This window comes from Klebsiella pneumoniae subsp. pneumoniae HS11286, assembly GCF_000240185.1.
GTDB classification, from domain to species: domain Bacteria; phylum Pseudomonadota; class Gammaproteobacteria; order Enterobacterales; family Enterobacteriaceae; genus Klebsiella; species Klebsiella pneumoniae.
This window is the reverse complement of the sequence record NC_016845.1, coordinates 5,264,718-5,278,618: the sequence shown is the minus strand read 5'-3', so window position 1 is coordinate 5,278,618 and position 13,901 is coordinate 5,264,718. Positions and strand designations below refer to the sequence as shown.

The 13,901-nt window shown below is 59.5% G+C and carries 15 protein-coding genes; 8 read left to right on the top strand and 7 right to left on the bottom strand.

The window, feature by feature from the left end:
- Window positions 1–226: 226 nt before the first annotated feature.
- From KPHS_52590 to KPHS_52550, 5 genes are all read left to right on the top strand, one after another.
- Window positions 227–1,849 (top strand): PTS system alpha-glucoside-specific EIICB component, encoded by a 1,623-nt coding sequence (locus KPHS_52590; protein YP_005229559.1) that lies wholly within the window; start codon window positions 227–229, stop codon window positions 1,847–1,849.
- Window positions 1,846–3,168 carry a maltose-6'-phosphate glucosidase gene (locus tag KPHS_52580; RefSeq protein ID YP_005229558.1) on the top strand — a complete coding sequence of 441 codons (1,323 nt, stop codon included), beginning with the start codon at window positions 1,846–1,848 and terminating at the stop codon, window positions 3,166–3,168. The genes KPHS_52590 and KPHS_52580 overlap by 4 nt, the downstream gene beginning before the upstream one ends.
- 101 nt (window positions 3,169–3,269) lie before the next feature.
- A complete protein-coding gene (locus KPHS_52570; RefSeq protein YP_005229557.1) occupies window positions 3,270–3,617 on the top strand; it encodes a DUF202 domain-containing protein in 348 nt (115 codons plus the stop codon).
- On the top strand, window positions 3,607–3,969 hold the full coding sequence (locus KPHS_52560; RefSeq protein YP_005229556.1) for a DUF202 domain-containing protein: 363 nt from the start codon (window positions 3,607–3,609) through the stop codon (window positions 3,967–3,969). The genes KPHS_52570 and KPHS_52560 overlap by 11 nt, the downstream gene beginning before the upstream one ends.
- A gap of 74 nt (window positions 3,970–4,043) precedes the next feature.
- Entirely contained in the window at window positions 4,044–4,466 is a 423-nt protein-coding gene (locus tag KPHS_52550; RefSeq protein ID YP_005229555.1) for a hypothetical protein, read from the top strand.
- A gap of 3 nt (window positions 4,467–4,469) precedes the next feature.
- Here the strand turns inward: KPHS_52550 and KPHS_52540 are convergent, their stop codons facing one another.
- Both KPHS_52540 and KPHS_52530 read right to left on the bottom strand, forming a co-directional pair.
- Complete coding sequence (locus tag KPHS_52540) at window positions 4,470–5,798, bottom strand: D-serine deaminase (protein ID YP_005229554.1); 1,329 nt, start codon at window positions 5,796–5,798, stop codon at window positions 4,470–4,472.
- Between the two features lie 16 nt (window positions 5,799–5,814).
- The gene (locus KPHS_52530) at window positions 5,815–7,152 is read right to left on the bottom strand and encodes a putative Gnt-family transport protein (protein ID YP_005229553.1); all 1,338 of its coding nucleotides are present in this window, start codon (window positions 7,150–7,152) and stop codon (window positions 5,815–5,817) included.
- 91 nt (window positions 7,153–7,243) lie between these two features.
- On the opposite strand from KPHS_52530, the gene KPHS_52520 reads away from it, so the two are divergent.
- Window positions 7,244–7,378, top strand: coding sequence for a hypothetical protein (locus KPHS_52520; protein ID YP_005229552.1), 135 nt, complete (start codon window positions 7,244–7,246; stop codon window positions 7,376–7,378).
- Window positions 7,378–8,301, top strand: coding sequence for a DNA-binding transcriptional regulator DsdC (locus tag KPHS_52510; RefSeq protein ID YP_005229551.1), 924 nt, complete (start codon window positions 7,378–7,380; stop codon window positions 8,299–8,301). Before KPHS_52520 ends, KPHS_52510 begins: the two co-directional genes overlap by 1 nt.
- Before the next feature lie 159 nt (window positions 8,302–8,460).
- Here KPHS_52510 and KPHS_52500 read toward each other — a convergent pair whose 3' ends face one another.
- The 5 genes from KPHS_52500 to KPHS_52460 form a co-directional block, all read right to left on the bottom strand.
- The gene (locus KPHS_52500) at window positions 8,461–9,645 is read right to left on the bottom strand and encodes a multidrug MFS integral membrane transporter (protein YP_005229550.1); all 1,185 of its coding nucleotides are present in this window, start codon (window positions 9,643–9,645) and stop codon (window positions 8,461–8,463) included.
- A gap of 175 nt (window positions 9,646–9,820) precedes the next feature.
- Window positions 9,821–10,654 carry a putative membrane protein, transport gene (locus KPHS_52490; RefSeq protein ID YP_005229549.1) on the bottom strand — a complete coding sequence of 278 codons (834 nt, stop codon included), beginning with the start codon at window positions 10,652–10,654 and terminating at the stop codon, window positions 9,821–9,823.
- Window positions 10,655–10,721: 67 nt separating this feature from the next.
- The gene (locus KPHS_52480) at window positions 10,722–11,168 is read right to left on the bottom strand and encodes a putative acyltransferase (protein YP_005229548.1); all 447 of its coding nucleotides are present in this window, start codon (window positions 11,166–11,168) and stop codon (window positions 10,722–10,724) included.
- Between the two features lie 90 nt (window positions 11,169–11,258).
- Window positions 11,259–11,378, bottom strand: a complete 120-nt coding sequence (locus KPHS_52470; RefSeq protein YP_005229547.1) for a type I toxin-antitoxin system toxin TisB — start codon at window positions 11,376–11,378, stop codon at window positions 11,259–11,261.
- Between the two features lie 452 nt (window positions 11,379–11,830).
- Window positions 11,831–11,998, bottom strand: coding sequence for a hypothetical protein (locus KPHS_52460; RefSeq protein YP_005229546.1), 168 nt, complete (start codon window positions 11,996–11,998; stop codon window positions 11,831–11,833).
- A 242-nt stretch (window positions 11,999–12,240) separates the two neighbouring features.
- On the opposite strand from KPHS_52460, the gene KPHS_52450 reads away from it, so the two are divergent.
- Entirely contained in the window at window positions 12,241–13,899 is a 1,659-nt protein-coding gene (locus KPHS_52450; RefSeq protein ID YP_005229545.1) for an acetolactate synthase large subunit, read from the top strand.
- The last annotated feature ends 2 nt before the right edge of the window (window positions 13,900–13,901 follow it).

Here is a 13,901-nt window from a genome sequence, read left to right as displayed (position 1 = left end):
ATCAATTAAGACACATTCATTTAGTTAATTTCGCTGCCTGACTTATCGATGTCTAACTTTTGTTACCGAAGTAGACAACTTTGGCCAAATTAAAACCATGAATGGGATCACGAATCGCAACGGCGCGGCATGTTGTCGGACGGGCAAATTTTTATTCTCCAGTCAGGCCGGTAATCAAGAAAAAGAAGGCCACTCACCCTACGAGTTGTTACATGAGGATTTCCCAATGCTCAGTCAAATACAACGCTTTGGCGGCGCCATGTTTACCCCGGTTTTGTTGTTTCCTTTTGCCGGGATCGTGGTCGGTATCGCCATCATGCTGCGCAACCCGATGTTCGTCGGCGAAGCGCTGACCGCACCCGACAGCCTGTTTGCCCAGATCGTTCACATCATTGAGGAGGGCGGCTGGACCGTCTTTCGTAATATGCCGCTGATTTTCGCCGTCGGTCTGCCGATCGGCCTGGCGAAACAGGCCCAGGGCCGGGCCTGTCTGGCGGTGCTGGTGAGCTTTCTCACCTGGAACTACTTTATCAACGCCATGGGGATGACTTGGGGCCACTTCTTCGGCGTCGATTTTTCCGCTGAACCCACGGCCGGCAGCGGCCTGACGATGATTGCCGGGATTAAAACCCTCGACACCAGCATTATCGGCGCCATCGTCATCTCCGGTCTGGTGACGGCCCTGCACAATCGCTATTTCGATAAACCCCTGCCGGTATTCCTCGGCATCTTTCAGGGTTCATCGTTTGTGGTCATTGTCGCCTTCCTCGCGATGATCCCTTGCGCCTGGCTGACCCTGCTCGGCTGGCCAAAGGTCCAGCTGGGCATTGAATCACTGCAGGCCTTCCTGCGCTCAGCCGGGGCGCTTGGGGTGTGGGTTTACATCTTCCTTGAGCGCATCCTGATCCCCACCGGCCTGCACCACTTCGTCTATGGCCCGTTCATCTTTGGCCCGGCGGTGGTGGAGGGCGGACTGCAGGTCTACTGGGCAGAGCATCTGCAGGCGTTCAGTCAGAGTACGGAACCGCTGAAGACGCTGTTCCCGGAGGGCGGCTTTGCCCTGCACGGTAACTCGAAAGTGTTTGGGTCGGTGGGGATTGCGCTGGCGCTCTACTTCACCGCCGCGCCGGAAAACCGCGTCAAGGTCGCCGGTCTGCTCATCCCCGCCACCCTGACCGCGATGCTGGTCGGGATCACTGAGCCGCTGGAGTTCACCTTCCTGTTCATCTCGCCGCTGTTGTTCGCCGTTCACGCGGTGCTGGCGGCGACCATGGCGACGGTGATGTACATCTGCGGCGTGGTGGGCAACTTCGGCGGCGGCCTGCTCGATCAATTCTTGCCGCAAAACTGGATCCCGATGTTCCATCACCACGCTTCGATGATGTTCATTCAGATAGGCATCGGCCTCTGTTTCACCGCCCTCTACTTCGTAGTCTTCCGTACCCTGATCCTGCGTCTGAACCTGAAGACGCCTGGCAGGGAAGAGAGCGAAATCAAGCTCTACAGCAAGGCCGATTACCAGGCGGCACGAGGTAAAACCACGGCCGCCGCCGCGCCAGAGACCCGGCTGGGTCAGGCCGCTGGCTTCCTGCAGGCCCTCGGCGGCGCCGACAACATTGAAAGCATCAACAACTGCGCCACCCGACTGCGCATCGCGCTGGTCGATATGGCGAAAACGCAAAGTGACGACGTCTTTAAAGCGCTGGGCGCCCACGGGGTAGTACGCCGCGGCAACGGGATTCAGGTCATCGTCGGCCTGCACGTTCCCCAGGTGCGCGACCAGCTGGAAAACCTGATGAAAGATTCTCTTTCGACCGAACATACCACCATGACGGAGGCAGTATCATGAAAAAATTCTCAGTTGTTATCGCAGGCGGCGGCAGCACCTTCACCCCGGGCATTGTCCTGATGCTGCTGGCAAACCAGGATCGTTTTCCGCTGCGGTCGCTGAAATTTTATGACAACGACGGCGCGCGCCAGGAGACCATCGCCGAGGCGTGCAAAGTGATCCTCAAAGAGCAGGCGCCGGAGATTGAGTTCAGCTATACCACCGATCCGCAGGCGGCGTTTACCGATGTTGATTTTGTCATGGCGCATATCCGCGTCGGGAAATATCCGATGCGTGAACAGGATGAGAAAATCCCGCTTCGCCACGGCGTGCTGGGCCAGGAGACCTGCGGACCGGGCGGGATCGCCTACGGTATGCGCTCTATCGGCGGCGTGCTGGAGCTGGTGGATTATATGGAAAAATATTCGCCGAACGCCTGGATGCTTAACTACTCCAACCCGGCGGCGATTGTGGCGGAAGCCACTCGTCGTCTGCGGCCGAACGCCAAAATCCTCAACATCTGCGATATGCCGATCGGCATTGAAGGGCGGATGGCGCAGATTGTCGGCCTCAAAGACCGTAAACAGATGCGCGTGCGCTACTACGGCCTCAACCACTTCGGCTGGTGGACGTCGATTGAGGACCTCGACGGCAATGATTTGATGCCGAAACTGCGCGAATATGTGGCGAAATACGGCTATGTGCCGCCCTCGAACGATCCGCACACCGAGGCCAGCTGGAACGACACCTTTGCCAAAGCGAAAGATGTGCAGGCGCTGGATCCGCAGACCATGCCGAACACCTACCTGAAATATTATCTGTTCCCGGACTATGTGGTAGCCCACTCCAACCCGGAACGCACCCGCGCCAATGAGGTGATGGATCATCGGGAGAAAAACGTCTTCAGCGCCTGCCGGGCGATCATCGCCGCCGGGAAATCCACCGCCGGCGATCTGGAGATTGACGAGCATGCCTCCTATATCGTCGATCTGGCGACGGCTATCGCCTTTAACACGCAGGAAAGGATGCTGCTGATTGTGCCGAACAATGGCGCGATCCATAACTTTGACGCCGACGCGATGGTGGAGATCCCTTGTCTGGTAGGCCACAACGGACCGGAGCCGCTGACGGTAGGCGACATCCCGCATTTCCAGAAAGGGCTGATGAGCCAGCAGGTGGCAGTGGAAAAACTGGTGGTCGATGCCTGGGAACAGCGCTCTTACCACAAGCTGTGGCAGGCGATTACCCTGTCGAAAACCGTGCCGAGCGCCTCGGTGGCGAAAGCGATCCTCGACGACCTCATTGCCGCCAACAAAGATTATTGGCCTGAGCTGCATTAATCCCCGTTGTACTACCGGCGCCCTGCGGGGCGCCGGTTCTTCTCCCCGGTTCCTGATTTACGCTATGCTGAAGCCTGCAGCGCGATGAACAAGGAACTGTAATGAAAATCTCCCGCCTCGGCGAAGCGCCGGATTACCGCTTTTCGCTGGCTAACGAACGCACCTTTCTGGCATGGATCCGCACGGCGCTCGGTTTTCTCGCCGCCGGCGTCGGCCTTGACCAGTTAGCGCCGGACTTTGCCACGCCGCTGATCCGTGAAATTCTCGCCCTGCTGCTGTGTCTCTTTGCCGGCGGCATGGCCATCTATGGCTATCTGCGCTGGCTGAATAACGAGAAGGCGATGCGTCTCAAGCAGGACCTTCCCTATACCCGCACGCTGCTGGTGATTAGCATTCTGCTGCTGGCGGTGGTGGCCGCGGTGATGCTGCTGGTGGTGTATGGCGGATAAACGCCGGGCGCGGCGGGAAAGCGATCCCGGTCTTCAGCCAGAGCGCACCTCGCTGGCCTGGTTTCGCACCCTGTTGGGCTACGGCGCGCTGATGGCGCTGGCGATTAAGCACAGCTGGCACCGCGCCGGCCTGCCGTTCTGGCTGTCGATCGGCGTGCTGGCGATTGTGGCGGTGATCCTCTGGGGCTATACCCGCCGTCGTCATCTGATGGATGTCGACGATAGCGATTTTTTACAGCCGCGGGCGGTTCGTGACAAATTTTTGATCGCACTCGCAGTACTTTCTCTGGCATTCCTGTTTGCTGTTACTCACCTTCAACCGATCGTTTTATTCATTAGGGATATGTCATGACAGGATGTCCGGCGAATTTGCCTCTCACTCATGCCCCCGGCCAGCAACATGACACTCCCTTTCAGGCTGTCGTGGTGGAGGCGCATCATTGCCATCAACCGCAGGCGTTCTATGCACAGCTTCGTCAACAGGGGCTCACCGCTATCCATTTTATTCCGCAGCTGGCGGCCGGCGACGCCGCGCTTTGGGGAGAGTTTCTCTGCGCAGTCTTTCACCGCTGGGTGCGGGAAGATATTGGGCGCATCAATATTTTACTGTTTAGCGAGACGCTGAGCGCCTGGTGTGGGGAGACGCTGACCCAGCCAGGCGCGCCGGCGGCCAACAGCACCTGCTACGGCTGCCCGTGGCTGCGCCTGTGCCGCTGTGGCGAACAGGAAGACCCGCTGTGCGCGGGTTACCGGCAGTTCTACGATTTTAGCGGGCCCTATATGCGAGTGATGCGGGACCTGCGACGACAGCAGCGGCCACCAGAGGCGCTGATGCCGCTGCTGCGCTAAAGATTAGCGCCCCTTCGCCAGGTACTGCGCCATCTCCTCTTCCGGCACCATGCCGCCGCCGGTGGCCCACACCAGGTGGGTGGCCTGCTGCAGCTGTTGCTCACTCAGCCCCTGCAGCTGATGGTACGCTTTGCTGGCGCAGACCCGCTGCGCTCCGGCCATCCCGGCCAGCGCGGAGGGTTCAAGGCGGATATTTTCCGCTGCCGCCAGCCAGCCCAGCATGTCATACATCGTCTGGTCGTCAAGGGTATAGAACCCGTCGAGCAGGCGCTCCATTGCCCGGCCAACGAACCCGGACGCCCTGCCGACCGCCAGACCGTCGGCCGCGGTCAGGTTATCAATACCTAAATCCTGCACCGCTATCTGGTCGTGGAGCCCGGTATAGACGCCGAGCAGCATGCATGGCGAATGGGTCGGTTCGGCGAACAGGCAGTGAACGTGGTCGCCGAAGGCCAGCTTCAGGCCAAATGCCACGCCGCCGGGGCCGCCGCCGACGCCGCACGGCAGATAGACGAACAGCGGGTGATCGGCATCGACCACGCGCCCTGCTTTGGCAAACTGCGCCTTCAGGCGCTCGCCGGCTACGGCATAGCCGAGGAACAGCGTGCGTGAGTTTTCATCATCAATGAAAAAGCAGTTCGGATCGGATTCCGCTGCCTTGCGCCCCTGTTCGACCGCCACGCCATAGTCCTCTTCATACTCAACCACCGTTACGCCGTGGCTGCGCAGTTTGGCTTTTTTCCACGCCCTGGCATCGGCGGACATATGCACCGTGACTTGAAAACCAATGCGCGCGCTCATGATGCCTATCGACATCCCAAGGTTGCCGGTGGAGCCGACGGCGATGCTGAACTGGCTAAAGAACTGTTTAAACTCCGGCGTCAGCAATTTGCGATAATCGTCTGCGGTCGTCAGCAGCCCGGCTTCCAGCGCCAGCTTTTCCGCATGGGTCAGCACTTCATAAATCCCACCGCGCGCTTTGATTGAGCCGGAGATTGGCAGATGGCTGTCTTTTTTCAGCAGCAGTTCGCCGCTAATTGGCTGGCCGAATTTTTGCTCAAGGCTGCGTTTCATTGCCGGAATGGCAACCACTTCTGATTCGATAATCCCGCAGCTCGCGGCGGTTTCCGGGAAGGCTGCCGCCAGATAGGGCGCGAAGCGCTGAAGGCGGGCATGGGCGTCTTGCACATCGTCGGCGGTCAGACCGACGTAAGGCAACCCCTCCGCCAGGGTGGTGGTTGCCGGGTTAAACCAGGTAGTTTCTTTCAGGGCGATCAGATCCTGCACAAGCGGGAAGGTCGCGGTTAAGGTGGTCAGGTCAGCGTTTTTCATATTACGTCTCGTTCGCTTAGATGATGAAAGAAAGCAGGAAGGTGGCGGCCAGTGCAAGTAGCGACGCGATAAATGTCGCTGTCGTGTAGTACTTGAACGTTTCACTGAGGCTGGCGCCGCAGTACTGTTTTACCAGCCAGAACAGGGAATCGGTGACGATCGTGCAGCCAATGGCGCCGGAACCGATGGCAATGGCGATGATCTCCGGGCTTACGCCGGGATAAAGCGGCAGCATCGGGGCAACGATGGCGGTAGCGCCCATCATCGCCACGGTGGCGGAGCCAACGGCGGCGTGCAGGATAAGCGCCACCAGCCAGGCCAGCAAAATCGGGTGCATATCAAGGTTCGACAGGATCACCGCGAGGCTATCGGCCAGGCCGCTGGATTTCAAAATCGCGTTGAATGCGCCGCCGGCGCCGATAATCAGCAGGATGTTGGCGATGGACCCAAAGCCGTTTTCGGTATGAGTCAGCAGAACGCCCATCCCCATTTGCCGACGGATGCCGAGCATGTAATAGGCGACAAAGACGGCGATAAACATCGCGGTGATGGGGTTGCCGATAAATTCCAGCACTGTATACAGCGTGCCGCCTTTCGCCATATTCAGTTCAGCGACGGTTTTCACCAGCATCAGGCCAATCGGTAACAGCACGGTAAACAGCGTAGCGCCGAGCGACGGCAGCGTCGATTCTTCGCGAACGTCGAGGTTGGAAAACTCGGCTGGCACTGGTTTAAACGGCAGGCGGTTGCCGAGCAGCCTGAGGAACAGCGGGCCGCCGACCAGCGAGGCGATCAGACCGACCAGCAGGCCATAGACGATAACCGTCCCGATATCAGCCCCCAGTTTATTCGCCACGAACAGCGCGGCCGGATGCGGCGGTACCACGCAGTGCACCACCATCAGCGCGGAACACAGCGGAATAGCCAGCTTCAGCAGCGAAGTATTGGTTTTTTTGGCGATGGAGAATGCCAGCGGGATCAGCAGCACCACCCCGACTTCGACAAACAGGGTAATGCCGCAGATCAGGCCGACCAGCACCATAATCACGTCCGCCGACAGCCAGCGGCAGCGCTGGAGCGTCAGGCCGATGCGCTCCGCCGCGCCGGAGACCTCCATCATCTTGCCGAGAATGGTGCCGAGACCGATCACCGCCGCCAGGAAGCCCAGCGTACCGCCGATCCCGCTCTCAATGGCGTTGACCATCTCCAGCGGGCCCATTCCCATCATCGCCCCGACGAAAAAGCTCGCCAGCAGCAGCGCCAGAAACGGATGAAACTTCAGTTTGACGATGGTTAATACAATTAACACGATGCTAATCAGCAATGTGCTCACAACCCAAATTTGCGATTCCATACCCCACCTCGCCGTAAGTAACGTGTGGTTATTGAACAGAAACTCGGCATGGGCTGACAAACGATATAAATAACCTTTCAGATGAGCCAAATTGAATCAAAAAGGTGATTTAGCTCTAAAAGTGACCTCTAAATATGCTATGGGTCAAATTAACTCATCCTTTAGCGGAAGTTCCGGCGTTATTTTTTTATCATCCAGACTCCCTTTTATCGCCAGGAGCGCATAGTGGATGTGCTAATAACCTTAGGTACCCGGTTGCTGAACGGCTGGCAACTCTCCAGGCTGTCGACGTTTGAGGTGGCGGCGCGGCACGAGTCGTTCGCCCTTGCCGCCGACGAGCTGGCGCTCACCCCAAGCGCCGTCAGTCACCGGATTAATCAGCTGGAAGAGGAGCTGGGGATCCAGCTCTTTGTCCGCTCGCACCGCAAAGTGGAGCTGACGCGTGAAGGGAAGCGCGTTTACTGGGCGCTGAAGGCGTCGCTGGATGGTCTCAATCAGGAGATTCTGGACATCAAAAACCAGGAGCTCTCCGGCAGTCTGACGGTCTACTCGCGGCCCTCTATCGCCCAGTGCTGGCTGGTGCCGGCGCTGGGGGATTTCAGTCGCCGCTACCCGGCCATCTCGCTGACCGTGCTGACCGGCAACGATAACGTCAACCTGCAGCGGGCGGGTATCGATCTGGCAATCTATTTTGATGACGCGCCGTCGTCGCAGCTAAGCCACCATTTTCTGATGGATGAGGCGATCGTGCCGGTATGTACGCCGTATTACGCCCGCCAGCTGCAGTTAACGTCAAATCCTGCCAGTCTGCGCCACTGTACGCTGCTTCACGATCGCCAGGCATGGAGCAATGATTCCGGCACCGATGAATGGTTCAGTTGGGCACAACAATTTGGGATTGAACTGCCGCAATCGTCGGGCATCGGCTTCGATCGTTCTGATTTAGCGGTGATTGCGGCGATGAATCATGTCGGGGTAGCGATGGGGCGTAAGCGGCTGGTGCAGAAGCGGCTGGAGAGTGGGGAGTTGATCGCCCCGTTCGGCGATATGACGCTGAAATGCCACCAGCACTACTATGTGACCACCCTGCCGGGCCGCCAGTGGCCGAAAATCGACGCCTTTATCGAGTGGCTGCATAGCCTGACCTGAAAAAGAGCCGGGCTATCCCTCGGAGTTGTTAGGGAGGCCGGGTAGGGCGTGCGCCGCCACCCGGCAAAATGACGGCACTGCGCTTGCGCGGGCCGGCAGACGACCAGTCCGGTAGCCCGGATAAGGCGTCAGCCGCCATCCGGGGAACGGCCGCCGCGCTTATACCGGCTGCTGATGGTGGGTAAAGCGCGAGGCCAGCGGCAGCCAGCACAGCAGAATCAACAGGCCCATCAGCATCATCAGCAGGCCGAGGCTGCCCTGACCGGTTTGCGGCATCATCGCCGACAGCCAGGCCAGCACGCCGGAGCCGATATTCTGCAAGCCGCCCACCAGCGCCCCGGCGGTTCCGGCGAGGAACGGGAACGGCTCCATCGCGCCGCTGGTGGCCAGCGGGAACAACATCCCGGCGCCGAAGAAGAACAGCGCCGCAGGCACCAGCAGGGTCCAGACGGTCATGATGCCCAGCAGCCCTGGGATCCACATCATCAGACCCGCCAGCAGGCAGCAGATCACCGACTGCCACATCAGGGTCGGGAAACGCTTGTTGGGGCGGCCGGCAAACCACGCCCCGAAGAACGCCGCCGGGATCGGCAGAATAAACAGAATACTCACCGCCATGCTGCTCAGGCCGAGCACCGCGCCCATCAGCACCCCGGAGCAGGCTTCGAATACCGCAATCCCCGACAGGCCGCCGATCAGCATCAGCAGATAGCAGTTAAAGGCGCCGGTGCCGAACAGCGTTTTGTAGCTGGCCAGAAGTTTGGTGCGCGGCGCCCCTTCCGGGCGCGTTTCCGGCATCCACTTCGCCATGCTGAAGGTCACCCCGGCGCACAGGACCAGCAGGAAAGCGTAGCAGGCGCGCCAGCTCCACAGGGTGTCGAGGATGCCGCCGAGCAGCGGGGCAATCAGCGGGCTGACCAGAATACCCATATTTAACAGGCTATTGGCATGACGCAGCTGAGCGCCTTCGTACAGGTCGCGGGGCAGGGTGCGCGCCATCACGCCGCCGACCCCGGTGCCCATCCCCTGCATGGCGCTGGCGGCGATCAGCACCGGCAGGCTATGGGTGGTAATAGCTACCAGCGTCGCCAGCATAAAAATCGACATCCCGACGAGGATCACCGGGCGGCGACCGACGCGGTCAGAGAGCGGGCCGTAGAATAGCTGTGAAATACCGTAGGTCAGCAGGTAGGCCGCCATCACGCTTTGTACCGCCCCTTCGCGGACGTTCAGCGCGACCGCCATGTCGGCGATGGCCGGAATATAAATGGTCTGCGCCATCTGGCCGACGGCCACCAGCAGTACCAGCATCAACAACAAATTGAAGTTCTTATGCCGTTTCATGTCGATGAATACTTTGTGAGTAAAGAGAAATGAAGAATATGTGACTACCACATCCCGTAAACGATGGAGGAATCTACCATATTAAAATGACAGAACAACTGCAAAGTGCCGATTGTTGAGGGAATTCCAGGCAGATTATGTAAACAGGAACGGCAACTAATGTTGCCATCTCAGGCTACGCCAGGCGCAGGAGGATCGCCCCGGCGGCAATCCCGCAGGCGGCCACGATGCGCAGCGGCATCAGTTGCTCTTTCAGGACGATAAAGGCGATCAGCGCGCCGAAGAGAATGGAGGTTTCACGCAGCGCGGCGACCACCGCCAGCGGGGCCTGGGTCATCGCCCATAGCGCCAGGCCGTAGGAGCCCATGGTGCCGATCCCGCCGAGGATGCCTTTTTTCCAGTGCTGACGTAAATAACGACTGGCCTCACGCCGTCGCGCCACCATCGCCCAGCACAGCAGGCAGAAGCCGTTCATAAAAAAGGTCCACAGGGTGTAGCCCAGCGCCGAGCCCGCCAGCCGGACGCCGGTGCCGTCCACCAGCGTATAACCGGCGATAAAGCAGGCGTTGATCAGCGCCAGCACGATGCCTTTGCGCGAGCTGGCGCGGCCGTTAAAGGCCATCGCCAGAATCGCCAGGCAGATGACGCCTATGCCCAGCCAGGCCAGCGGCGACAGACGATCGCCGAGGAACAGCACGCTTATCGCCGCCACCAGCAGCGGCGCAGTGCCGCGCATCAGCGGATAGGTCTGGCTCATATCCGATACCTGGTAGGTCTTCGCCACCAGCACCGTATACACCACCTGTAACGCGCACGACGCCAGCAGATAGGGGGCGCTGACCAGCGCGGGCTGCGGGGCAAAGGGGAGCATCACCAGGGCGATCAGCGCGGCCGAGCCGCTGACGCCGATCGCCGCGTACATTTTATCGCCGCTGGCTTTGACGATAGCGTTCCAGCTGGCGTGCAGCAGGGCGGCGAACAGCAAAATGCAGAATACGGTGAGGGTCATCGCAGACAGGTTCAACAGTGAAGGTCACCGGAATGTAACACGCGCCCGCGCTGCCTGCCAGCGGGGGTTAAAGCGAACAAAACAGGCGATGCGTCACCCGCGGTTCATCGTACACCGGGCGAAAACCAAGCCTTTCATAAAAGGGCCAGGCCTGCGCCGGGGCATGGGTGTTGAGAAAGTCGAACCAGGCGCTGGAGTGGGTGATAACCGAGACCAGCAGCTGCTGGCCGATGCCCCGGCGACGATAGCGTTCGCTGATGTAGAGGTGGCGAATGCGCCCGGCCCGCGGCTGCGGACTGAAGGGATCGCTATTGATGCCGCATACCCCTACCAGCTGGTGGTTGACGAAGGCGCCCAGCAGCGTTTCGCCCGGCGCGTTAAAGCGGTTTTTGCCGCTCTGCCAGTTTTCCGCCAGGCGGCGCAGCATATTGAAATGCTGTTCAAGGCTTTCAATTCGTAGCGCCGCGAACCCCGGGGCATCCGGCGTCGTGGCGGCAATTAACAGGGGTGGCATAGCTTCCTCCATCAAGTCATCCCGGGACGCCCGGCGGGCGCCTGCAGGGGGGCGGTTTCCCGCCCCCCTCAGGTGCGACTTGAACCTGAATCAGCGGAACTGTTTCAGGACTGCATCAAGTAGTTGCAACACAGCAACCATGAGTTTCAGGATCAAAATAATAATATCCATTCCGCCCATACGCGCGTCTCCTGTGGTTAAGGAGCACAATAAGCTGACGTACCTTTCCGCTGCCCGTTGCCAGCTTATCCCTGCCTGTCGCCGGCGGCGTCTGCCCTGGCCGATAGTTCGTCCTTTCCATGAACGGCTTCCCGGCCCGCCGCCTGCAACGACAGGGGTGCGCAGCGCTGAACCACGCGTTGCCGCGCGGGCCAGTGACTGCACGTTGTTGACGTAACACAGTGTGCTCTCTCGGGGTTAAGGCACTGACGGCACCACCCGTTTCAGCCAGGACTTCGTTGCGCCGGTCAAACTTGCGGCCCCCGAATGGCACAAAGTGAACACACCCAGTATAAATAAATACTGTATGGATGAACAGTATTTTTTGGACAAATCCGCCCCTCTCATCCATACTCTATGACAGAGAAAAACCGACCTTAAATTGCGCGAACTGCAGCGATCGCGTATACTTTTGGCGTTGACGTAATACAGTGTGCTTGCGGCTACCACCTGTAACCATGCTGATAAAAACCTCGCTCCGGCGGGGTTTTTTGTTTTCTGCCCTTTTGCGCCGAACTGTGATCTTTCGCGCAAATTTTCGTGGATGAAAATAAATCCATTGTGAAAACGTAAAACCTGTGTTTGTATAAATTCAGCTTATTTTTCGACACAACAGGTCCCTAATGAACGCAACCCTGATCGCTTCGACCCTACTAAAAACCGCGCCAGCCGCGGTGGTCGTCGTGTCTGTGGTGGTCGTCGTCGGCAATGCGCCGTAGGGTCCGGAACAACACGAATTCCAAACCCCGCCGGCGCAAACCGAGCGGGGTTTTTTGTTGGCGAGCCCCCCGGTAAAGTCGGCCCAGAAGAAAAGGACTGGAGCATGGCAAGTTCGGGCACCACATCAAACACAATGCGCTTTACCGGCGCGCAGCTGGTTGTTCATTTACTGGAGCGCCAGGGTATCACTATGGTCAGCGGCATTCCGGGCGGCTCCATCCTGCCTATCTACGATGCCTTAAGCCAGAGCACGCAGATCCGCCACATCCTGGCGCGCCATGAGCAGGGCGCGGGCTTTATCGCCCAGGGGATGGCGCGTACCGAAGGCAAGCCGGCGGTCTGTATGGCCTGCAGCGGCCCGGGGGCGACGAACCTGGTGACGGCGATCGCCGATGCCCGCCTGGATTCGATTCCGCTGGTCTGCATCACCGGCCAGGTACCGGCCTCGATGATCGGTACCGACGCCTTCCAGGAAGTGGACACCTACGGCATCTCTATCCCCATCACCAAACATAACTATCTGGTGCGCGACATTGCCGAGCTGCCGCAGGTGATCAGCGACGCCTTCCGTATTGCCCAGTCCGGGCGTCCCGGGCCGGTGTGGATAGACATTCCTAAAGACGTACAGTCGGCGACCATTGAGCTGGAAGCGCTGCCTGAGCCTGGCGAGCGCGCCCCGGCACCGGCATTCGCGCCTGAAAGCGTGCGTGAAGCGGCGGCAATGATCAACGCGGCGAAACGCCCGGTACTGTATCTGGGCGGCGGGGTGATTAACGCGCCGCAGGCGATCCGTGAGCTGGCGGAAAAAGCCAACCTGCCGACCACCATGACCTTAATGGCGCTGGGCATGCTGCCGAAGGCGCACCCGCTGTCGCTGGGGATGCTGGGGATGCACGGCGCGCGCAGCACCAACTTTATTCTGCAGGAGGCGGATTTACTGATTGTTTTAGGCGCCCGTTTTGATGACCGGGCGATTGGCAAGACCGAGCAGTTCTGCCCGAACGCGAAGATTATCCACGTCGATATCGACCGCGCCGAACTGGGCAAAATCAAGCAACCGCACGTGGCGATTCAGGGCGATGTGGCGGAAGTCTTAGCCCAGCTGAACCCGCATATTGAGGCGCAGCCGCGCGAGGAATGGCGCCAGCTGGTGGCCGACTTGCAGCGCGAATTCCCCTGCGCCATCCCGCAGGAAAGCGACCCGCTCTCCCATTACGGCCTGATTAACGCCGTGGCCGCCTGCGTGGATGATGAAGCGATCATCACTACCGACGTTGGCCAGCACCAGATGTGGACGGCGCAGGCCTACCCGCTCAATCGTCCGCGCCAGTGGCTGACCTCCGGCGGCCTCGGCACCATGGGCTTCGGCCTGCCGGCAGCCATCGGCGCGGCGCTGGCGAATCCGCAGCGCAAGGTTATCTGCTTCTCCGGCGACGGCAGCCTGATGATGAATATTCAGGAGATGGCCACCGCCGCCGAAAATCAGCTGGATGTAAAAATTATCCTGCTGAACAACGAAGCGCTGGGGCTGGTGCATCAGCAGCAGAGCCTGTTCTATCAGCAGGGCGTTTTTGCCGCCACCTATCCGGGGATGATTAACTTTATGCAGATTGCCGCCGGTTTTGGCCTGCAAACCTGTGATTTAAATAATGAAGTCGATCCGCAGGCGGCGCTGCAGGCGATCATCGACCGTCCGGGGCCGGCGCTGATCCACGTGCGCATCGACGCACAGCAGAAAGTGTATCCGATGGTACCGCCGGGTGCGGCCAATACTGAAATGGTGGGGGAATAAGC

Bases quoted from the DNA above. Each gene is read 5' to 3' on its own strand.
- KPHS_52590 (YP_005229559.1), top strand. From the start codon at position 227: ATGCTCAGTCAAATACAACGCTTTGGCGGCGCCATGTTTACCCCGGTT.
- KPHS_52580 (YP_005229558.1), top strand. From the start codon at position 1,846: ATGAAAAAATTCTCAGTTGTTATCGCAGGCGGCGGCAGCACCTTCACC.
- KPHS_52570 (YP_005229557.1), top strand. From the start codon at position 3,270: ATGAAAATCTCCCGCCTCGGCGAAGCGCCGGATTACCGCTTTTCGCTG.
- KPHS_52560 (YP_005229556.1), top strand. From the start codon at position 3,607: ATGGCGGATAAACGCCGGGCGCGGCGGGAAAGCGATCCCGGTCTTCAG.
- KPHS_52540 (YP_005229554.1), bottom strand. From the start codon at position 5,798: ATGAAAAACGCTGACCTGACCACCTTAACCGCGACCTTCCCGCTTGTG.
- KPHS_52530 (YP_005229553.1), bottom strand. From the start codon at position 7,152: ATGGAATCGCAAATTTGGGTTGTGAGCACATTGCTGATTAGCATCGTG.
- KPHS_52500 (YP_005229550.1), bottom strand. From the start codon at position 9,645: ATGAAACGGCATAAGAACTTCAATTTGTTGTTGATGCTGGTACTGCTG.
- KPHS_52490 (YP_005229549.1), bottom strand. From the start codon at position 10,654: ATGACCCTCACCGTATTCTGCATTTTGCTGTTCGCCGCCCTGCTGCAC.
- KPHS_52480 (YP_005229548.1), bottom strand. From the start codon at position 11,168: ATGCCACCCCTGTTAATTGCCGCCACGACGCCGGATGCCCCGGGGTTC.
- KPHS_52450 (YP_005229545.1), top strand. From the start codon at position 12,241: ATGCGCTTTACCGGCGCGCAGCTGGTTGTTCATTTACTGGAGCGCCAG.